Consider the following 20997-nt stretch of genomic DNA (forward strand, 5'->3'; position numbering starts at 1 on the left):
ATATCCCCTTTAGAAACATTCAATTGTTTTTTAAGGGAAGTATACTGAAAAGAGCAAGAAAAGACATTCACTTAATGTCTTTTCTTGCTCTTTTAATATATTTTACCAACCTTGTCCTTCTATACTATATTGATTTAAATTACCATCTTGTAGTGCTTGAAGCGCTTCTTCAATAACATCTAACGCTTTATCTAACTGTTCATAAGTAATAACGAGTGGCGGTTGAAAACGTAAGACGTTCCCAGCAACTGCAATAATCACTACACCATGTTCAAAACAGTAATTACAAATTTTCAATGCTTCTTCAGCAGCTCTTTCTTTTGACTGTTTGTCTTTAACAATATCAATTCCAATAGATAACCCAATACCACGCACATCTCCTACGTAATCGTATTGATCTACCCATTGATTCATACGTTGACGCACGTAGTTTCCTTTTTCAGAACTAGCTGTTAGTAAGTCGTCGTTTTCTATCATTTCAATCGTAGCAAGAGCCGCTTCACAACTTACTGGATTTGCCCCTGTCGTAAATAGATGTGCTGGTGCTTCAAGACTTTCAATAATTTCTTTTCGACCCACAATCGCTGACATTGGTAATCCACCTGCTAATGATTTACCAAATGTAATGAGATCTGGTGTAAAGTTAAAGTGGTCCACAGAGCTCCAAGAACCTGTACGACCTAATCCTTGTTGGATATCATCAACAGCAATTAAAATACCGTATTCTCGACATAACGCTTCAAGTGCTTCAAAATAGCCTTCTACTGGTTCTAATAGTCCACCATCTCCTTGAATCGTTTCTAACACAATACAAGCTACTTCCTCAGCTGGAACATATTTAGCAAACATCTCTTTCAATGGCGCTAAATATTCTTCAACAGTGTTTGATTTAGATTGTTCAAAGATCCCTCTGTATTTATCTGGAAATGGAATATGATAAAAACCATTTAATAAAGGGCCATAATGTTTACGCATATTTAAACTGATAGCCGACATTGATAACGCTCCAAATGTAGAGCCATGATAAGCATTTGTAAAGCTGATAATATAGGGTCGTCCCGTATAAGCACGTGCAAATTTGATAATACCATCATTCGCATCCGAACCACTCAAACCAAATGTGACACGTTTTTCATAATCACCTGGCGCAATATCGCATAACTTTTTAGACAGTTTCACTAAAGGCTCGTGATACATATATGCGGGGGTATAATGAATAAATTTATCTACTTGCTTTTTAATCGCCTCTGCTACCTGTTGTGGTGCATGACCCACATTTTATGAGCTTGCACTAGCTAACAAATCGATGTATTCTTTTCCATCTATATCTACTAAAGTTGCTCCATATCCATGATCAATCACTAATGGATAATATTTTATACGTCCTGAAGTAGCAAAATACTTGCTCTCTTCTTTTATCATATCCTCTGCTTTACTCAAATTGACTCATCCTCTCCCAAAGTATCAACAACTTATATCTAACTTTCTTTATTGACTTCAATTCTTGTGATAATAATCAATATCTTACTAATAATTGTCAGATTTGTAAATATTTTCAGAAAAATTAAAATATATTGTTTCTATCTTTTAAACAATGATAAATATAAATCATAAAAGGCCTCTAATAGAGACCTTTTATGACTTATTTGTTTTCGTATGGAATAACATCATCGCCATATTCTTTTTTAATATACGCTTTGATTTCTTTAGATTGCATAACTTTTAATAATGTTTGGAATTTTTCATCATTTTTATGACCTTCTTGCACGGCAATCGTATTCGCAAATGGTGATGATTTACCTTCCATAACAATAGCATCTTTAGACGGTTTTAAACCATTATCAAGCGCATAGTTTGAATTTATAATGACTGCAGCTCCTTCACCATTCTTATATGTTTTTGGTAAAAACTCTGCACCTTGTTGATGGTTAAATTTCAAGTGTTTTTTATTTTCAGCAATATCCTCAAATTTTGCATTTTCAATTTTAATGCCTTTTTTTAATTTAATTAATCCTTCATTAACAAAGAAAGATAAAAAACGTCCTTCTTCTGCAGGATTATTAGAAACGTAAATCGTCGATCCATCTGGAATGTCTTTTAAATTTTTATATTTTTTACTATATACACCCATAGGCGTCGTAAACACTTTACCTAATTCTTCAATTTTATAACCATGACTTTTCTTTTCAGCATTCAAATATGGGACATGTTGGAAGAAGTTCGCATCAACATCACCTTTATCTAATAATTTATTAGGCACCTTATAATCATTAACTTCTTTGACTTCTAAATCATATCCTTTTTTCTTCATTTCTTCCTTAGCTTTTTTTAACACATCACCATGAGGTGCTGGCGACGCTGCTACGGTAATTTTTTTATTATCTTCTTTCTGATTTCCACAAGCTGCTAGCGTTATCGTTACTAACAAAATACTGATCATACCTATTAATTTTTTCATATGTATTGACACCTTTTTATAAATTTTCAATTCTCATTTCCTCTTACTAGATATGTAAAGACATAAAAAAATACTTTCTACTATTAAGAGAAAGCATCGACACACTTTCTCTCATCTTCTAAAGTATGATTAACTTTATGTGAATTAGCACCATGTCATACAATGACGGTTGCTGGGTTTCGTAGGGCACATCCCTCCACCACTCTTGATAAGAGTTAATAGATTATTGAATTATTAATAACTTATCATTGATTTAAACTTTGGTCAACATGTTTTTTCAATATTCTAAAAATTTAAAAAGTGTTAAACCAAATATTTCAGGGAATATTCTTATAGTATGTATATAAGAAGGAAGGAAAATTATGATCCGTTATTTTTATCATTGTCTTAGTGCTTTAGTTATAAGTATTATCTTATTAATTACAATGACTATCATGGATGGCATAGTTCAATCGACTCATCTTACTTTATTGTTAATTAATATTGATTTCTTAATTGACCCAAGCAAAACGCCATTATTATTAGAACTAGCCATTCATATTTTTATAGGATGGTTAATATATTTTATTTTCTTACTTATTTATCATGTCTTTAAACCATTATATAAACTAAGTTATGTCTTATTAATGATTGTTTTTGCCTCTCTTTATCCGTCACTCATCGCTATGGCAAAGCGTTCATTCTTTCACTTTAACTGGACAGAATACGGTTTATGGATGATTGCTCATATTATTTTTATGATTTTAATGGCTTGTTCCATTTCATATTTTTCTAAAAAGAAATATTAATACCTTATATAAATCATGTGATAAATATTGATTTAATGTTTACAAAACATTTATTCTTTAAGTTAAGTTAAAGATTTATTATGATTTTTTTTAAAACCCTGTTTCTGATCTATTCAAATGCTACACTCTAGTTGTAATTGATCATGAATGAAATGGGGTTTTCATTATGAAGAAAGTATCTTTCATCGCATCTACACTTTTAACAAGTACAATGCTACTTACAACGACTCAATCTGTAGAAGCACATACTGCTGACTTAGTGACTAAAGAAAACGCTAAACAAATTGCTACAGATGCATTATCTAATAGTGGAGGTAATCCAAATCTACAACGACTTGGTCGTACTGTTGACAAAGGCGCATACTTTGAAATTATAAGTCATAATAGATTAAATGAAGGCAGTGGAATGTATAAAGTTTATAAAAATGGCGAAGTTGAGTACAAAAATGGTACATATAGTGACTTTAATCAACTTCAAGATACACGTATTCATGCAGAATCAGGTATCGCTAAAGCTGCTAAAACACCTTCCTCTTCTAATGATAAACAAGTTAATTCTGTTGATTGTGCACGTGAACTCAATCGTTATTATGTAGGAACAGTTGCTTCTTCTGAGGTGCCATCCTCTAAGTCACTTAAAAATACTCAAACATCACAATCTTCTGTTAAAACACTCCCAAGTACTGGAGACGATACACAACAACACTCAACTCAACTTTTAGCCTCACTTCTATTAGTTATGGGAACTTCATTATTACTTAAACGAAAACATCATAGTCATTCTTATTGATCTACTAAACATTTTTAATAAATAAAAAAGGAGTGAGTCAACAAATTCAAAATGAATGCTGACTCACTCCTTTCATTTAAATAGTTTTACAAGATAAATCGTTTCCATACTAAATTAATACACGAGAAACGGTCTCCATATTATTTATTTTTATTATCCGTTTGTTCATTATCTTGACTATCAGAATGTTGATCATCTTTGTTTTTAGTTTGTTCTACACCTTCAGGGTCTTGTTCTTTAGCATTGCCTTTTTTAGGATTATAATTAACACCTTCTGTATAATCATTACCTGCATTCCATAATAAGAACTCATTCACACCGTTATCTTTTAAAGCTTGAACTTCTTCAGATATCGCTTTTGCATCATAATCAATATAATTACCAGCACCTAAATATGAAGCGGTAAAGTCTTGAATCCATGGTCTTGAAATAGGCTTATCTTTACCTAATGTATCTAATAAACTATTTTCTTTTTGAATATAGCGATTAACTGTTTTATATGGCTCAGTATCTGGTGCTTGTAAACCGAAATCTCCATTACTCCAATGAGATGGATAAATCATTGATGAAATGGCATCTACATTTTTAGAAATTTTAGGGAAGCTTTGACCAATACCAGGTGCATTTTCAACTAATGCAGAATAACCAAATACATCAGCTGACACATTAACTCCCATTGGTTTTAATTCTTTATTTGCGTATTCTAAGAATTTAGTAATTGTATCCACACGTTGATCGCCTGAACTCATCTGACTATTTTTATATTCACCTTTATTATAAGTTAAGCTATCTGCTTGATTTTCAAATCCTTCTGGGAAGCGTACATAGTCAAATTGAATATCTTGGAAGCCGGCTTTTGCAGCTGCTTTTGCAACATCAATATCATACTTCCATACTTCTTTCATAAATGGATTAACAAAGCTATCCCCTTTACCATTTGTCCAAACAGAACCATCACTATTTCTGAATGTCCATTCAGGGTGTTCATTTGCTAATTTTGTATCTTTAAATGTCACAATACGTGCAATTGGATAAATATTATTATCATGTAGTTTTTTTAATAATTTTTTACCATCTACAATATCAAGCGTATTTTTATCCACTTGTTTATTGCCTGTATTTAATTTCATAGTAATGTTACCTGTATCATCTTTCACATCGATAACCATGGTATTTAAATTAGAATCTTTGATGAATTTAACTAACTCATCCATTTTAGCACCCTGTGTAGAATTACTTGTTACATAAATCCCTTTAACACCATCTTTAGGATACTCTACTTTATTTTCATTTGTATTTTTATCATTATTTTTTTTCAATGCATCACTTTGACTATTACCACTTTGATTACTAGATTGCTCATTTTTCTGATTTCCATCTTTTTGTCCACTATCAGATGCATTATCTCCGTTACTACAAGCCGCCAATAATAGAGCACTTGTTGTTAATACAGCAAAAATTTTATTTTTCTTCATTACTGTTCCTCCAAGAAAGTATATAAGTATTAATTAAGAACTTAGTTATCATATATAAACGATTTAAAAATAAAGACTAACTTCAATTAATAAGAACTTAACTTACTTTAGAATAGCATATTTTAACAAAAAATATACGATACACTAAAGTTTTATAAAATATTCTATTTAATATTTACATATATTAAAATTTTAAAGAAAACGTAAAGATAATGCTTTAGAATCATCGATGATCCACTGAACATTTGGTATTGATCTTTTCATTTGTTGCATGATAAATTGCTCATTATTTTTAGGAAAATCCCAAATATACTTAATAAATTCAAAACTTAATGTTTTAGGATTTCCTCCGATATGTTCTCTGTTAAATAGTGAATATATGTAACGCTTGATTACTCTAAGTATACATTTTACTCTTGGTTCTTTAATCCATATGACTTTAGTTGCATATTTTAATCTCATACTAAGTGTACTAGAATAATTTCCATCAATAATCCATTCCTCTTTTACTACAATAGATTCAAGTTTTTGTTTTAATTCTTCAAAAGTAATGACGTTTTTATTATTAAGCCATTGAATTTGATCAATATGGTAAAGTGGCAGTTGATATTTTAAATGTAGTTGATATGCCAATGTTGATTTTCCAGAACCAGGGCTACCAATAATTAATATACGTTGTTTCATAACAATCCCCTTTGAATATGTTTGAATGTTTACATTAAATGTATAAATACGGTAATTTCATAAAATTGTAAATTGTTAATTAAGAAATTTCAATAATTAATTACTTTATACTTGAGAATATTATTATTTTTTACGATAATGATATTGAAAGTTTATTAAAGGAGTGAAAGGCATAATGAATAAAGAACAATTAGAAAAAGTAAGTCATGGGAAAGGATTCATCGCTGCATTAGACCAAAGTGGTGGTAGTACTCCAAAAGCATTAAAAGAATATGGTGTAAACGAAGATCAATACAGCAATGATGACGAAATGTTCCAACTTGTACATGATATGCGTACACGTGTTGTCACTTCACCTTCATTTACTTCAGATAAAATTTTAGGTGCGATTCTATTTGAACAAACTATGGATCGTGAAGTTGAAGGTAAATATACTGGTGACTACTTAGCTGATAAAGGTGTCGTTCCTTTCTTAAAAGTCGACAAAGGTTTAGCTGAAGAGCAAAATGGTGTCCAATTAATGAAACCTATCGACAACTTAGATGAAACTTTAGACCGTGCAGTTGAACGTCATATCTTCGGTACTAAAATGCGTTCTAACATCTTAGAATTAAATGAACAAGGTATCAAAGACGTTGTTGAACAACAATTTGAAATTGCTAAAAAAATCATTGCTAAAGGTTTAGTACCTATCATTGAACCTGAAGTAAACATTAACGCTAAAGACAAAGCTGAAATCGAAGAAGTATTAAAAGCTGAACTTAAAAAAGGCTTAGATTCTTTAAATGATGATCAATTAGTAATGCTAAAATTAACTATCCCTACTAAAGCTAACTTATACAAAGAATTAGCTGATCATCCAAATGTTGTTCGTGTTGTTGTATTATCTGGTGGCTACAGCAGAGACGAAGCAAACAAATTATTAAAAGACAATGATGAATTAATTGCAAGCTTCTCACGTGCATTAGCAAGTGATTTACGTGCAGGCCAATCAAAAGAAGAATTTGATAAAGCTTTAGGCGATGCAGTAGATTCAATCTACGATGCTTCAGTAAATAAAAATTAATAGTCAGATTTTTATTTAAAAGTGATGAGTCACGTGCTCATCACTTTTTTCATGTTTTTAAGCAGTTATAACCATTAAATTTATTTAATAAAAAAACTGTTAACAGAACGTGATGTCCTGTTAACAGTTTTCTAATTTTTCTTATTTAGCATTAGTATTTTCATAGAAACCTAATTCTAATTGTTTAGATGTTAAACGACGAGTTTTTCTCATTAAGTCAACATCATGAATTAATGATTCACCATATGAAGGAATCATTTTTTTGATTTTTGGTTTCCATTCATCTAAATATTGTTCGAAGTTTCTTTCGATAACTTCTAACGCTACTGAAACTGATGTAGAAGCCCCTGGTGATTCACCAAGTAAAGCAATGATAGAGTGGTCTTTAGAGTCAACCACTTCTGTACCGAATTGGATGAATCCTTTACCTTCTTTTTCATCATCTTTAATAACTTGTACACGTGTACCAGCAGTATATACTTGCCAATCTTCATCACGAGCTTCAGGGTAGAACGTACGTAAGTGGTTCATACAACCTTCTTTAGTCATGATGATTTGGTCAAATGAATATTTAAGTAATGACATATTCTTAACTGCTGCAGCTAATAACGTAGTGATATTGTGTGGTTTAACTGATTTGAATAAATCTAAGTTAGAACCGTGAATTAAGAATTTAGGGCCAACATTTGCGAATGGTCCGAATAATAATGTTCTTTCACCATCGATATAACGAGTATCTAAGTGAGGAACAGTCATTGGTGGTGTGCCAGGTGGCTCTTTACCATAAACTTTCGCATCATGTTGTTCGATAACTTCTGGATTTGTACAAGCGATAAATTGACCAATGATTGGGAAACCACCGATATGTTTACCTTCTTCGATACCAGTTTTTTGTAATAATGGAATAGATCCACCACCAGCACCGATGAATACATGGTCAGCTTCTTTAGTAAAGACTTTATTGTTAGCTAAATCTTTAATTTTAACTTGCCATTTACCGTTAGATAAACGTTTGAAGTCTTGTACTTCATGATTATAGTTGACGTTTACGTTTGAATCGTCGTTTTGTAAGTTATGTGCCATTTTACGAGTTAATTCACCGTAGTTAACGTCAGTACCTTCGTCGATTTTACTAGCAGCCATTAAGCCATCATCGAAACGACCTTGCATCATTAATGGAATCCATTTTCTCATTACTTCGATGTCTTCAGTGTATTCGATATCATCGAACATAGGGAAATCTTTCATTTTTTCGTAACGTTCTTTTAAGAATTGAACGTTGTTTTTACCACGTACGAAACTGATATGTGGTAAAGGATGAATGAAATCTCTAGGATCTTTAATTTGTCCTGATTCTACTAAATGACCCCAAAATTGTTTAGAAATTTCAAATTGTTCGTTAATTTCTTTTGCTTTTTCAATGTCAATCGTACCATCTGGTTGTCTTACAGTATAGTTTAATTCACATAATGCAGCGTGACCAGTACCAGCATTGTTACGTTCATTTGAACTTTCGATACCTGGACGATCTAAACGTTCATAAAGATCGATGTTCCAGTTAGGTACAAGTTCATTGAACATAGATGCAACTGTTGTACTAATTACACCAGCACCGACAATAATCATATCTTTTGATTCTGTCATGTTTGTACACCTCTCCAAAAATTATGTTTCACAATATATTATAATTACCTGTTGCTCTTGTTTCCCTAATATCTAGTAATCAATATATTGTTTTAGTAATGTGTTAAGTCTTTCATTACTATGTTAAAACAAATATAGTCAATTGTAAATCAGAAAAACTTAAATATTCGAATTAATGAATTCATTATCATTAAATTAAGCAAAAAATTTATCAATATAAGTTAAATAGTAAGAATAGTTGAATGATCAAAGTTTTATTATAACATGATGTCATTACAATCACTTAATGATTTACTTACAACCTTATATAATGATTATTTATTATTTTGTAAAAACTTTTCAATATAAAAAGCTGATTCTTCAATTGATTTATACTCAGTATTAATCACTGTAGCATTTAATTTTTTAAATACTTCTTCTGCATAACTGAGTTCTTCTTTTATACGATTTAAATTATTATATTGAGACTCTTTCGACAAACCTAATGTTTCAGCACGACTTTTTCGTATATTTGCAATATACTGTGGACTTGCAGTTAATCCAAATACTTGTAACCCTTTTTGCTTAAAAACACTGTCTGGAATACTAACTTCAGGTACTAAAGGAATGTTTGCTATTTTGTAGCCTTTATTCGCTAAATACATACTTAATGGTGTCTTTGAAGTACGTGATACCCCTACAATCAACGCATCCGCTTCGCCTATATCAGAAAAATGCTTACCATCATCATATTTAACTGAATATTCAATCGCTTCAATACGCTTAAAATAAGCTTCATTTAACTTTCTTAACGCACCACTTTCCATCAATGGTTTTTCACCTGTCACGTGTTCAATAATGCTAATTAAATCAGACATATAATCTACATATGGGATATGATGTTCTCTAGCAAATTCGTGACCAAGTGCATTAAATGATTCACTTACTAATGTCGTAGCTACTATTGCGTGGTGTTCTTTCGCTAAATTTAATATATTTAAAAATTCTTCCTCATCTTTAATATAAGGAAATTTTTTTATTTCTACATTATTTAAATCTGGAAACTGGGTTAAAGTTGCATGAATCATACGTTGAGCAGTTTCTCCAATTGAATCTGAAACAATAAATAATTTTAAATTATGTGCTTGTGACTCGACTTCATTCATTTTTGATTACTCACTTTCCTCCACTTGACTCTGAGCAGTCGCTAAAATTGCTCCTGGAATTCGGAATGGTGAACATGATACATAATCAATTGGTAAGTGATTGAAATAATGAATAGATTTTGCATCTCCACCTAATTCACCACATACACCAATCTTAATATTTTCGTTCACTTTCTTTGCCTGTTTAACTGCCATTTCAATTAGTTTTCCAACGCCATCTTCATCTAATGTTTGGAACGGGTCAAGTTTCAATATATTTCTTTCAGTATACACATTTATAAACTTCCCTGCATCATCTCTAGAAAAACCAAATGACAATTGTGTTAAATCGTTCGTACCAAAGCTGAAGAAATCACAATATTTTGCTAATTCGTCTGAAATAAGACATGCACGAGGCGTTTCGATCATTGTTCCCATTGAGTAATCTACGCTTTCTTGATGTTGTTTTTCTAATTGATCAATAGTCTTAACAAGGTTTTCTTTTAAAGTAGTAAATTCTTCGACTGTAGACACTAACGGAATCATAATTTCTGGTTTACACTGAATGCCTTCTTCTTTTAATTTAAATACACTTTCAATAATCGCTTCTACTTGCATTTCATATAACTCAGGGTATGTGATGGCTAAACGACAACCACGATGTCCAAGCATTGGATTCACTTCGTTTAAATCCACAATGCGTTTATCTAATGTTTCCTTTGAAATATTTAATTGCTTCGCAACATTCGCAATATCCTCTTCAGAATGTGGTAAGAACTCATGCAATGGCGGATCAAGTAAACGTACTATTGTAGGATGTTCACCTGATAATTTAAAAATTTCTTTAAAGTCTTCTACTTGATATTGTTTAATATGATTAAGTGCTTCGAGACGGTCTTCACGAGAGGATGATAAGATGAAACGTCTCATCTCTACTAGTCGCTCAGCCCCAAAGAACATATGCTCTGTACGTACTAATCCGATGCCTTTAGCACCAAATTGGTAACCCACTTTAATATCTTGAGGTGTTTCTGCATTCATACGTACTTTTAAACGAGCTGTCTTTTCTGACCACTCCATAAATTGATTGAATGACTCGCTATGCTCAGCATTGACTGTTTTAATCTCACCTAAATAAATGTCACCTTCTGAACCATCAACTGAAACCATATCTCCTTCATGTAGTGTTTGATTGCCATAGTATACCGTCTTAGCACTCGTATTAATTTCTAAATCAGAACATCCTGTCACACAACATTTACCCATTCCACGAGCTACAACTGCTGCATGAGACGTCATGCCACCATGTGTGGTTACAATCGCTTCACTTGCAATCATACCTTCAATATCTTCAGGAGACGTTTCTGGTCTCATCAAGATCACTTTTTTACCTTGATCTGATTGTGCTTTCGCCTCTTCAGCAGTAAATACAATTTGACCTGTTGCAGCACCTGGACTCGCAGGTAATCCCATTTTAGATACAACTGTTGCTTCTTTTAATGAAGACTCATCGAAATTAGGATGCAACAGTTGATCAATTGATTTTACTTCAACTTTTTTCATTGCTTCTTTTTTAGTAATAATACCTTCATTCACTAAATCTACAGCAATTTGAATAGCTGCACGTGCTGTACGTTTACCATTACGAGTTTGGAGTAAATATAATTGTCCATTTTCAATTGTAAATTCAATATCTTGCATATCTTTATAGTGTTTTTCTAATTGTTTTGTCACATCTACAAATGCTTGATGAACCTCTGGCATTTGATCATGTAATGTTGAGATATCTTTAGGTGTACGAATACCAGCAACAACATCTTCTCCTTGTGCATTAAGTAAATATTCACCAAATAATTTATTTTCGCCAGTCACTGGATTACGCGTAAAAGCAACACCTGTTCCACTATTATCTCCACTATTACCGAAAACCATTTCTTGGATATTTACTGCTGTGCCGATGTCATGTGGAATATCATTTAAATCTCGGTAAATACGAGCACGATCATTATCCCAAGATTTAAATACAGCTTCTATAGCTTCTTCCAGTTGTTTCAAAGGCTCTTGTGGGAAAGGTTTATGTACTTCTTCTACATATATTTCCTTAAAGCGCTTACAAATTTCTTTTAAACCCTCTGCACTAATGGCAGCGTCATTCTCAAAATGATGTTGTTTTTTATACTGTTCGAAATATGTATCAAATGCTTGCATAGGTACACTATATACGACTTCACCAAACATTTGTAATAAACGACGATAACAGTCATAAGCAAAACGTTTATCCCCAGTTTTTTTAGCTAATTTTTCTACATTCTCATCATTTAAGCCCAAGTTTAATATTGTATCCATCATTCCTGGCATAGAAATTTTTGCACCACTTCTTACAGAAACAAGTAATAAATTAGTATCAGAAGAGAATATTTTTCCGGTTCTCTCTGAAAATGAAGCCAAGTGATCAATTAATTCTGTTTTGATGTCAGTAGATAATGACTTACCTTGTTTTAAATACTCAATACATGCTGTTGTGGTAATGGTGAAACCATCTGGTACAGGTAAACCTAAGCGTTTCATTTCAGATAGATTAGCTCCTTTACCTCCCAATACATCTCTCATTGATTTTTGTCCTTCATCAAACGCATAAATATATTTAGTCATTATAAATCACCTCAAATTTTTATTATGTCATACTAATTATTTAAAAGTATGTCATAATAACACGTGAAATACAATTAAAATTATCTTTATTTTTAATTTTTCTAAATATAGACAAATTTTCAATATTCATGTTATCTGATACATCAGTATTCTCATCATAAAAAAACACTGATAAATTAGTGACATACTAATTTATCAGTGTGGTGAATATGATTATTTATTTTGAGCGTTGTTATATTTTGTGCGTTCAGCATCGCGTAATTCAACACGACGAATTTTGCCAGAGTTTGTTTTTGGTAAATCTTCTACAAATTCAATCGCACGTGGATATTTATATGGTGCGACTACTTTTTTAGAGAAAGTTTGTAACTCTTTCACTAAATCATCACTTGGTTTATAGCCCTCTTTTAAAATAATAAATGCTTTAACAATATTGCCACGAATTGGATGTGGACTTGCTACAACTGCACATTCTTTTACCGCTTCATGATTTGTGAGTGCATCTTCAACTTCGAAAGGTCCAATAGTATAACCAGAACTAATAATAATATCGTCACGGCGACCTTCAAACCAGAAATAGCCATCTTCGTCGATATGTGCTAAATCTCCAGTAATGTAATAATCTCCTGCATGTGCCTCTTTTGTACGTTTCTCATCTTTAAAGTAACCTTTAAATAATCCAGGGAAATCAAGTGGTAATGCTATATTACCTTTTACATTTGTATCCACTTTGTTTCCATCATCATCAACAACTGCTACACGACTACCCGGAATAGCTTTACCCATAGAACCAGGACGTGGTTCTGTATCTTTTAAGAAACCAATTAGTAACGTACTTTCTGTTTGTCCATATCCGTCACGCACTGTTAAATTAAAATGTTTACGGAATTGTTCAACTACTTCTCTATTTAATGGTTCCCCTGCAGATACTGCACTGTGTAAATGATCTAAATTGTATTGATCTAAGTTATCTAATTTTGCCATCATACGGTATTCTGTTGGTGTACAGCAAAGCACATTAATTTTAAAGTTTTGTAATAGTGATAAATAACGGGAAGGATTAAATTTACCATTATACACAAATGCTGTCGCTCCTGATCCCATAATAGATAGGAATGGACTCCATACCCATTTTTGCCAACCAGGTGCAGCTGTTGCCCACACTAAGTCATCTTCTTTTATAGCTAACCAATGTTCAGGTGCCATTTTCATATGAGCATATCCCCAACCATGAGAATGTGTAACAGCTTTTGGATTACCTGTAGTTCCAGAAGTGTAAGATAAAATAGCAACATCATCTCTTGTTGTATTGGCTATGTCTAATTTATCACTTTGCTTTGCTTTTTCATCTTCAATACTAATCCAATTCTCTTGATTTCCGTTAATCACAAATTTTGTTAATTCGTTATATTCTTCAATATCTCTAAATTCTTCTATAAAATCAGCTAATGCAATAACTGCATTAATTTCTCCATGCGTAATACGATATTGTAAATCCTTTGTTCTTAACATTTCAGAACTTGGGATAATTGCAATACCTAATTTTAATGCTGCAATATAAAGTTCATACGTGATGATAGCACGTGGCATCATGATTAACACTTTATCGCCTTTTTTTAGTCCATGGTTTAATAATACATGTCCTACTTTATTAGCGTTTTTAATTAATTCAGAGTATGTAACACTAATGGGTTCTTCTACACCGTTTTCATAAATAATTGCTTGTTTACTTTGATTTGAAGCATGTTTTTCTATTTCAGATACAATATTATATGTCTCTGGTGCTAATAAATTTAAATGATTCATTACTTTATTTTCCTTCCAATTTTTAAGTTTTCATCGTTCATAAAATCACACATCTTAATTTCACGCAATCCTATGCGGTATTTGTTTTAAATATAAAAAAGATTAAGTTTCTATACCAGTATATTACTTTTTTAGAAACTTAATCTTTGAATATTAAATATATTATCTATATCAACATTCGTTTCTAAATTAGCAAGTTCTATTCTTACATTATAAGATAAATCGCGATTAACTATTTTATTATCGACACCTTGTTTAGTGCCTCTTTTTTTATGCGTTTTATCATAAGCGGCTGAACTTTGCCAATCATAGAACGATTGTCGATCTTTCCATAACGTCAAAATAATATAATGACGATGCTTAGTTTGAGGACGTAAAAAACGTAAAGCTTTGAATCCTGGCACATCTTGTAAATATTTAGTGCGCTCTAAAAATTTAGATTCAAATTGAGGTTCATTACCTTCATTAACAAACAAGTGATTCAAAACACATATTGAATCGTTTGTTAACTCGTTTATTGACTCAAGTACTGTATATAATTGAATATCATTATTTTTTTCGATAGACATAGTCTGTTCTTCTTTTTCTTCTATTACATATGTTTTATAACTATCAGTTAAAGTCATTTCTTAGTTCCTTCATTTCTTAACTAGCTTTAAGCTATCATTTTTAATTCTGCTATTCATCTCTATCTTCCTTCATATAATGAAAGGGAACGTTTAACAATTTCTAAGAATTCATGATCCAACATCGACGTCTTAGAAAAGTAATCAAGTATATTTTCAGCAAGATATTCATGTTTTGGAAAATTTTGGTCTTGATTTATCCATGATGCAAGTTCACCTAATGGGGTCTTATCATCAATAAATCCTTGCATAAAATCATAAAAACTCATCAACTCACCCCAATATCTAAATATAGGATAATACTATCATGACAAATTCTTTAATACTAGAGTATACACTTGACTTCTACTTTAAAAATGTAGAATTATTGCTTAAATATATATTTTGACTGCTTATTCAATAGTTAAATAGTTTAATACTACTGCACCTACTGCTTCTGCTGCAACTAACATACTTGACTCATCAATCGTAAATTTAGGATGATGATGTGGATATGCTTTACCCTCTCTCGGTTTTGCTCCAGAATATATAAAAGTACTTGGCAATGTTTTAGCATAAAAAGCGAAGTCTTCAGATGGCGGTTGAGGTTCGCATACTTCTATGCCTTTAACATCAGCTAATTTTGCTTGGTTAATGGTTTCTGCAACATATTCAGTAAAGTCAGGATCATTATACAATGCAGGATAATCTTTACTAAATGTAAATTCACAATTTACACCAAATGTTTCTTCCAAACCATGAACCATTTGTTTTAAAGCCGTTTCAATACGATCGCGTGTAGCATCTGTCAAAGCGCGAACGTCACCTTCAATGGTTATTTTATCTTTAATCACATTAAATTGACCTTTACCATCAAATGATCCAATTGTGACGACACCCGTTTCAAAGGGATTAAGGCGACGTGAGACCACTGTTTGAGCGGTAGTAACGAAATTAGCTCCCGCTACAATCGCATCATTTGAAGTATGCGGAGAAGAACCATGTCCTCCTTCACCTTTTACAATTAATTTAAAGTAAGAACGTCCTGTTTGAACGTTACCCTTATGATAATAGACTTTACCAGGAGCCATATTAGTCATCACATGGGTGCCTAAAACATGATCAACGCCATCCAATACGCCATCTTCAATCATACCTTTAGCTCCACCAGGTGGCATTTCTTCAGCGGGTTGATGAATAACAATTACTTTGCCACTGAACTGAGATTTCATTTCTATCAATGTTTCTGCCAAAATAAGCATATATGCTGTATGTGCATCATGTCCACACGCATGCATGACTCCCTCGTTTTTAGAAGCAAATGATAAACCAGTATCTTCTTGAATGGGAAGCGCATCAAAATCTGCTCGAATAGCAATCGTTTTCCCAGGTTTACCACTATCTATCGTTACTTTTACACCATTTTGTCCTATATTTGTTTCTACATTACACTCTTTATCTTTATAAAAATTAGCAATATATTTGGGTGTCTCAGTTTCATGAAATGATAACTCAGGATATTCATGTAAATGTCTTCGAATCTCGATCATACGCTTTTCCTTATCTTGTAAACGTTGCACTAAATCTTTAATCATTTCATATCACTCCTTCTCTGTCATTCATTATATGCCTTTACGTATTAAAAATGTTGTAGAAGGGGATATTTAAAATAAAAAGGTTAGAATCATCTTTGATTCCAACCCTTATTTCATATAACTATCTTATTAATGTTTATAGTATGGATCGAATTCCATTGCTCCAGCATTCTCGTCACTAACACCATGTTTATAGTAATCAACATATTGTGGTTCTAATGGTTTTTTACCACGAATGATATCAGCTGCTTTTTCAGCGAGCATTAAAACTGGTGCATGAATATTACCATTAGTAGTGCGAGGCATAGCAGATGCATCAACGACACGTAAATTTTCCATGCCATGTACTTTCATAGTTAATGGATCTACAACTGCCATTGGATCTGACGCTGGCCCCATTTTAGCACTACAAGAAGGATGTAAAGCAGTTTCGCCATCTTTACGTACCCAATCAAGAATTTCTTCATCTGTTTGTACAGATGGTCCTGGTGAGATTTCACCACCATTATATGGATCCATTGCAGGTTGAGATAAAATATTACGTGCTACTCGAATTGCTTCAACCCATTCTTGTTTATCTTCTTTTGTTGATAAATAATTGAATACAATACTTGGTTTTTCAAATGGATCTTTTGATTTAATTTTTAAACTACCACGTGAATTTGAATACATAGGACCAACATGTACTTGATACCCATGCGCCACTGGTGCTTTTTGACCATCATATCTTACAGCAATCGGTAAGAAATGGAACATTAAATTTGGATATGCAACTTGATTGTTAGATCTAACAAAAGCGCCACCTTCAAAGTGGTTTGAAGCTGCTGCACCTTTACGTGCAAATATCCATTGCAATCCAATCCAAGGCATACGTTTTACATCTAAGCTTGGTTGTAGTGAAACAGGCTGCTTACATTTATGTTGAATATATACTTCTAAATGGTCTTCGAAGTTTTCTCCAACACCAGGTAAGTGCATGCGTGGTTCTATACCTTTAGATTTTAAGAATTCAGAATCACCGATACCAGACAATTGCAATAACTGAGGTGTATTAAATGCGCCACCTGAAAGAATCACTTCACCGGCATTTACAGTATGAAGTTTACCATTACGTTTAAACGTTACACCAGTAGCTTTCTTACCTTCAAAATGTATTTTAGTAACAAATGCACGTGTTTTAACTGTTAAATTTTTACGCTTCATTGCAGGACGTAAATAGGCACGTGAAGCTGAAACACGACGACCATTATGTACTTGGCTATCAAATGGACCAAAGCCTTCTTGTCTATATCCATTGACGTCGTTTGTTTTATGATAACCTGCTTCAACACCTGCATCGAAGAATGATTTAAATAATGGGTTTGTGGCTGGCCCACGTTTTAATTTAATCGGACCGTCATGTCCTCTATATTTATCATATGGTGCAGCTCCAAATGTTTTTTCTAGTTTTTTAAAATAAGGTAAACAATGTGCAAAGTCCCAAGTTTCCATTCCTTCTGGTTCAGCCCAGCCTTCATAATCCATTGGATTACCACGTTGATAAATCATACCATTAATTGAACTTGAACCACCTAATACTTTACCTCGAGCATGGTCTACCTTACGTCCCATATGCGGTTCTTCTTCAGTTTGGTATCTCCAATCGTAAAATGGATTTCCTGAAGGAAACATCAATGCTGCAGGCATTTGTATAAATAAATCCCATGGATAATCACTACGTCCTGCTTCTAGTACAAGTACTTCTTTATTTTTATCTTCCGACAAACGATTTCCCAATACTGATCCAGCGCTTCCTCCGCCAATAATTACGTAATCATATGATTGATTTTTACTCATATATTGTCGTCCTCCTATAAAAATATAAATCTTCTATTTAAATACAATTTAGTTTGATTTGATACGTCTTTATTCTTCAAAATAAATGGACCGTAAAATAATACGTCTACGGTCCTTTATAGTTAAATTGTAAAAGTTATTTACTAAAGAAATTTACAGGTTCTGGATTTCTATTTGTAAGAATATGTTTAGAGATTAAGTATTCTTCTAATCCTTCTTTACCTAACTCACGTCCAATACCAGATTGTTTATAACCACCCCATGGCGCTTGAGCGAAGTAAGGATGGAAGTCATTAATCCAAACTGTGCCTAGTTTTAATTTATTAGCTACACGTTGTGCTTTTCCTATATCTTTAGAAAATACTGCACCTGCTAAACCATAAATTGAATCATTTGCGAGTGCAATCGCTTCTTCTTCATTATCGAACCCTTCTACTGTAACAACAGGGCCAAATACTTCTTCTTGAACAATTCTCATATGAGTATCGCAATTAGTGATTACAGTTGGTTCAAAGAATAAACCATCTTTTAAATCTTCATCGTCTGGACGTTTCCCACCGATAGCAATTGTTGCACCATCATCTTTAGCAACTTTCATATATTTTTCAATTTTATCTCTATGTTCTGGAGAAATCACTGGACCCATTTCTGTGTCAGTATCAAATCCATTACCTAATTTAATTTTTCCAACACGTTCAATTAAAGCTTTTTCAAATTTTTCTTTTATATTGTTATGAACTAAAATTCTTGAACCTGCTGAACAAACTTGACCTGCATGGAAATATCCGCCATTTAATGCTTGATCTACAGCTAATTCAAAATCAGCATCATCAAAAATAATATTTGGATTCTTTCCGCCAAGCTCTAATGCAATATTAGTTACATGATTTGCAGCATTCTTCATAATGTGTTTACCAGTTTCAATTCCACCTGTAAATGATACTAAATCAACTTCTTTATGACCTGATAATGTATCTCCTACTTCTTCACCACTACTTAATATTAGGTTGATAACCCCTTTAGGGAATCCAACCTCTTCCATTAATTCAAATACACGAATTGTTGTTAATGGTGTAATTTCACTTGGTTTCATTACTAATGAGCAACCAGTTGCTAATGCAGGTGCAATTTTCCATGAAGCTTGTAATAATGGATAATTCCAAGGCGTAATTTGTGTAACTACACCTACAGGTTCTTTAACAAGTTTACTTTCAGTGTTAGGTATTGGAGAATCAATAATTTCTCCTCCGTCTTTATCCGCCAAACCTGCAAAATAATTAAACACATTTGCAATATCATCCATATCTGCATAAGATTCCTCTAATGTCTTACCAGTATCTAGTGTTTCTAATTTGGCTAATTCATCACGATTTTCTGTAATTTTATCAGCAATTGCTCTTACTTTTTTACCTCTGACTTCACTTGTTTCTTGTGACCACTCACCATTTTCAAATGAACGACGTGCTGCTAAAATAGCTTGCTCAGCATCTTCCTTAGTACCTTCAGTAACAGTGAAAATCACTTCTTGATTATATGGATTAATAATATCTCTAGTATTTTTGTTAGCGCTCTCTACCCATTCACCATCGATATATTGGCGATTAGACAATGCTTTTACAAGTTCCATCATACTACCTCCGTTAAGTTTGTTAAATTTTTATTTAACGAATTTTACAAAAGTAGCTTATCATATTTTTTACGTCATTGCAAAAAGCATCTTTATATATTTTTTTATATTATTTTAAATATTATGGAAATTAAAATTGACTTTTGAAACTCATAAGAAAAAATCATATAATGAGTGAGAATGTAAAATTTGTGTTAATATTTCACATCTTATGAAGATCAAAATAAGTGAGGTGCAATATGAGCAATTCTAATAATATCAATCAAAAAATAGAGGAAGCGAAAGATTTAGTTATCAACTCAATTGGTGAAACAATGGATTTATATGGTACAAACCGTAGTGTTGGTAATCTTTACGGTACGATGGTTTTTGAAGGCAGTATGACGCTTGATGAAATGCGTGAACATTTACAAATGAGCAAACCTAGTATGAGTGCTGGTGTAAAAAAATTGCAAGAATACGATATCGTTAAGCAACAATTTACCCGTGGCAGTCGCAAACAACATTTTATAGCCGAGAAAGATTTCTTTAATTTTTTTCGAAACTTTTTCACACAAAAATGGGAACGTGAAGTCGATACAAATTTAGAAGCAACGAAAAAAGCAGAAAACATTCTTCAAAACATAATACAAACTAATAATTTAAGTGGAGAAGAAAAAGAAAAAATAGATCGTATACAATCCCAACTGAACCACACAAAATTATATTGTAAATGGTTAGAAAATTTAAGCTCTGCGATTGAATCTGGAGACATTTTCGAACATTATCCTATACCAAAAGAAGAAGAGTTATAACTTAATTCATTATCAATATTATTCAAAAGAGGCTGGGACATAATTCCTAACAA

Annotated in this window: 16 protein-coding genes, 1 pseudogene and 1 riboswitch; of the genes and pseudogenes, 4 read left to right on the top strand and 13 right to left on the bottom strand. The window is 32.4% G+C overall.

What is annotated here, in order from left to right; all coding sequences use genetic code 11:
- Nucleotides 1-102: 102 nt before the first annotated feature.
- Both HMPREF2561_RS00655 and HMPREF2561_RS00660 read right to left on the bottom strand, forming a co-directional pair.
- Nucleotides 103-1440: pseudogene (locus HMPREF2561_RS00655) on the bottom strand (aspartate aminotransferase family protein).
- Between the two features lie 202 nt (nucleotides 1441-1642).
- A complete protein-coding gene (locus HMPREF2561_RS00660) occupies nucleotides 1643-2458 on the bottom strand; it encodes a MetQ/NlpA family ABC transporter substrate-binding protein (RefSeq protein WP_048680051.1) in 816 nt (271 codons plus the stop codon).
- Between the two features lie 108 nt (nucleotides 2459-2566).
- Nucleotides 2567-2673, bottom strand: a riboswitch (SAM riboswitch).
- Nucleotides 2674-2820: 147 nt separating this feature from the next.
- Here HMPREF2561_RS00660 and HMPREF2561_RS00665 point away from each other — a divergent pair.
- Together HMPREF2561_RS00665 and HMPREF2561_RS00670 are read left to right on the top strand one after the other, a co-directional pair.
- A complete protein-coding gene (locus tag HMPREF2561_RS00665; RefSeq protein WP_048680054.1) occupies nucleotides 2821-3246 on the top strand; it encodes a hypothetical protein in 426 nt (141 codons plus the stop codon).
- Between the two features lie 166 nt (nucleotides 3247-3412).
- Nucleotides 3413-4036, top strand: a complete 624-nt coding sequence (locus HMPREF2561_RS00670; RefSeq protein ID WP_017175108.1) for an LPXTG cell wall anchor domain-containing protein — start codon at nucleotides 3413-3415, stop codon at nucleotides 4034-4036.
- A gap of 140 nt (nucleotides 4037-4176) precedes the next feature.
- Here HMPREF2561_RS00670 and HMPREF2561_RS00675 read toward each other — a convergent pair whose 3' ends face one another.
- Both HMPREF2561_RS00675 and HMPREF2561_RS00680 read right to left on the bottom strand, forming a co-directional pair.
- The gene (locus tag HMPREF2561_RS00675; RefSeq protein WP_048680059.1) at nucleotides 4177-5511 is read right to left on the bottom strand and encodes a putative glycoside hydrolase; all 1335 of its coding nucleotides are present in this window, start codon (nucleotides 5509-5511) and stop codon (nucleotides 4177-4179) included.
- A gap of 192 nt (nucleotides 5512-5703) precedes the next feature.
- The gene (locus HMPREF2561_RS00680) at nucleotides 5704-6195 is read right to left on the bottom strand and encodes a P-loop NTPase family protein (RefSeq protein WP_017175435.1); all 492 of its coding nucleotides are present in this window, start codon (nucleotides 6193-6195) and stop codon (nucleotides 5704-5706) included.
- 175 nt (nucleotides 6196-6370) lie between these two features.
- On the opposite strand from HMPREF2561_RS00680, the gene HMPREF2561_RS00685 reads away from it, so the two are divergent.
- On the top strand, nucleotides 6371-7261 hold the full coding sequence (locus HMPREF2561_RS00685; protein ID WP_002449395.1) for a fructose bisphosphate aldolase: 891 nt from the start codon (nucleotides 6371-6373) through the stop codon (nucleotides 7259-7261).
- Nucleotides 7262-7402: 141 nt separating this feature from the next.
- Here the strand turns inward: HMPREF2561_RS00685 and lqo are convergent, their stop codons facing one another.
- The 9 genes from lqo to betB all read right to left on the bottom strand — a co-directional run bounded on the left by lqo (nucleotide 7403) and on the right by betB (nucleotide 20150).
- Nucleotides 7403-8905 (bottom strand): L-lactate dehydrogenase (quinone), encoded by a 1503-nt coding sequence (lqo, locus tag HMPREF2561_RS00690; RefSeq protein WP_002449218.1) that lies wholly within the window; start codon nucleotides 8903-8905, stop codon nucleotides 7403-7405.
- A 314-nt stretch (nucleotides 8906-9219) separates the two neighbouring features.
- A complete protein-coding gene (locus HMPREF2561_RS00695; protein ID WP_017175436.1) occupies nucleotides 9220-10050 on the bottom strand; it encodes a pyruvate, water dikinase regulatory protein in 831 nt (276 codons plus the stop codon).
- 6 nt (nucleotides 10051-10056) lie between these two features.
- A complete protein-coding gene (gene ppdK, locus HMPREF2561_RS00700) occupies nucleotides 10057-12681 on the bottom strand; it encodes a pyruvate, phosphate dikinase (protein ID WP_017175437.1) in 2625 nt (874 codons plus the stop codon).
- 213 nt (nucleotides 12682-12894) lie between these two features.
- Nucleotides 12895-14487: an acyl-CoA synthetase MbcS gene (mbcS, locus tag HMPREF2561_RS00705; protein ID WP_070468235.1), complete on the bottom strand. Its 1593-nt coding sequence runs from the start codon at nucleotides 14485-14487 to the stop codon at nucleotides 12895-12897.
- A gap of 131 nt (nucleotides 14488-14618) precedes the next feature.
- A complete protein-coding gene (locus HMPREF2561_RS00710; RefSeq protein WP_048680459.1) occupies nucleotides 14619-15113 on the bottom strand; it encodes an antibiotic biosynthesis monooxygenase family protein in 495 nt (164 codons plus the stop codon).
- A gap of 62 nt (nucleotides 15114-15175) precedes the next feature.
- Nucleotides 15176-15382, bottom strand: coding sequence for a YozE family protein (locus HMPREF2561_RS00715; RefSeq protein ID WP_017175440.1), 207 nt, complete (start codon nucleotides 15380-15382; stop codon nucleotides 15176-15178).
- Between the two features lie 123 nt (nucleotides 15383-15505).
- Entirely contained in the window at nucleotides 15506-16687 is a 1182-nt protein-coding gene (locus tag HMPREF2561_RS00720) for an amidohydrolase (RefSeq protein WP_070468236.1), read from the bottom strand.
- Between the two features lie 129 nt (nucleotides 16688-16816).
- Entirely contained in the window at nucleotides 16817-18523 is a 1707-nt protein-coding gene (betA, locus tag HMPREF2561_RS00725) for a choline dehydrogenase (protein WP_002449442.1), read from the bottom strand.
- 136 nt (nucleotides 18524-18659) lie between these two features.
- Nucleotides 18660-20150 carry a betaine-aldehyde dehydrogenase gene (betB, locus tag HMPREF2561_RS00730; RefSeq protein ID WP_070468238.1) on the bottom strand — a complete coding sequence of 497 codons (1491 nt, stop codon included), beginning with the start codon at nucleotides 20148-20150 and terminating at the stop codon, nucleotides 18660-18662.
- Between the two features lie 239 nt (nucleotides 20151-20389).
- Between betB and HMPREF2561_RS00735 the strand changes: the two genes are divergently transcribed.
- Nucleotides 20390-20944 carry a choline uptake/conversion transcriptional regulator CudC gene (locus HMPREF2561_RS00735; RefSeq protein ID WP_017175444.1) on the top strand — a complete coding sequence of 185 codons (555 nt, stop codon included), beginning with the start codon at nucleotides 20390-20392 and terminating at the stop codon, nucleotides 20942-20944.
- Nucleotides 20945-20997 lie beyond the last annotated feature (53 nt).

It is taken from the genome of Staphylococcus sp. HMSC069E10, assembly GCF_001809205.1.
Lineage (GTDB): Bacteria > Bacillota > Bacilli > Staphylococcales > Staphylococcaceae > Staphylococcus > Staphylococcus hominis.

Excerpts from the sequence above, each read along its gene's own strand:
- HMPREF2561_RS00660 (WP_048680051.1), bottom strand. The coding sequence starts at position 2,458 with ATGAAAAAATTAATAGGTATGATCAGTATTTTGTTAGTAACGATAACG.
- HMPREF2561_RS00665 (WP_048680054.1), top strand. The coding sequence starts at position 2,821 with ATGATCCGTTATTTTTATCATTGTCTTAGTGCTTTAGTTATAAGTATT.
- HMPREF2561_RS00670 (WP_017175108.1), top strand. The coding sequence starts at position 3,413 with ATGAAGAAAGTATCTTTCATCGCATCTACACTTTTAACAAGTACAATG.
- HMPREF2561_RS00675 (WP_048680059.1), bottom strand. The coding sequence starts at position 5,511 with ATGAAGAAAAATAAAATTTTTGCTGTATTAACAACAAGTGCTCTATTA.
- HMPREF2561_RS00680 (WP_017175435.1), bottom strand. The coding sequence starts at position 6,195 with ATGAAACAACGTATATTAATTATTGGTAGCCCTGGTTCTGGAAAATCA.
- HMPREF2561_RS00685 (WP_002449395.1), top strand. The coding sequence starts at position 6,371 with ATGAATAAAGAACAATTAGAAAAAGTAAGTCATGGGAAAGGATTCATC.
- lqo (WP_002449218.1), bottom strand. The coding sequence starts at position 8,905 with ATGACAGAATCAAAAGATATGATTATTGTCGGTGCTGGTGTAATTAGT.
- HMPREF2561_RS00695 (WP_017175436.1), bottom strand. The coding sequence starts at position 10,050 with ATGAATGAAGTCGAGTCACAAGCACATAATTTAAAATTATTTATTGTT.
- ppdK (WP_017175437.1), bottom strand. The coding sequence starts at position 12,681 with ATGACTAAATATATTTATGCGTTTGATGAAGGACAAAAATCAATGAGA.
- mbcS (WP_070468235.1), bottom strand. The coding sequence starts at position 14,487 with ATGAATCATTTAAATTTATTAGCACCAGAGACATATAATATTGTATCT.
- HMPREF2561_RS00710 (WP_048680459.1), bottom strand. The coding sequence starts at position 15,113 with ATGACTTTAACTGATAGTTATAAAACATATGTAATAGAAGAAAAAGAA.
- HMPREF2561_RS00715 (WP_017175440.1), bottom strand. The coding sequence starts at position 15,382 with ATGAGTTTTTATGATTTTATGCAAGGATTTATTGATGATAAGACCCCA.
- HMPREF2561_RS00720 (WP_070468236.1), bottom strand. The coding sequence starts at position 16,687 with ATGATTAAAGATTTAGTGCAACGTTTACAAGATAAGGAAAAGCGTATG.
- betA (WP_002449442.1), bottom strand. The coding sequence starts at position 18,523 with ATGAGTAAAAATCAATCATATGATTACGTAATTATTGGCGGAGGAAGC.
- betB (WP_070468238.1), bottom strand. The coding sequence starts at position 20,150 with ATGGAACTTGTAAAAGCATTGTCTAATCGCCAATATATCGATGGTGAA.
- HMPREF2561_RS00735 (WP_017175444.1), top strand. The coding sequence starts at position 20,390 with ATGAGCAATTCTAATAATATCAATCAAAAAATAGAGGAAGCGAAAGAT.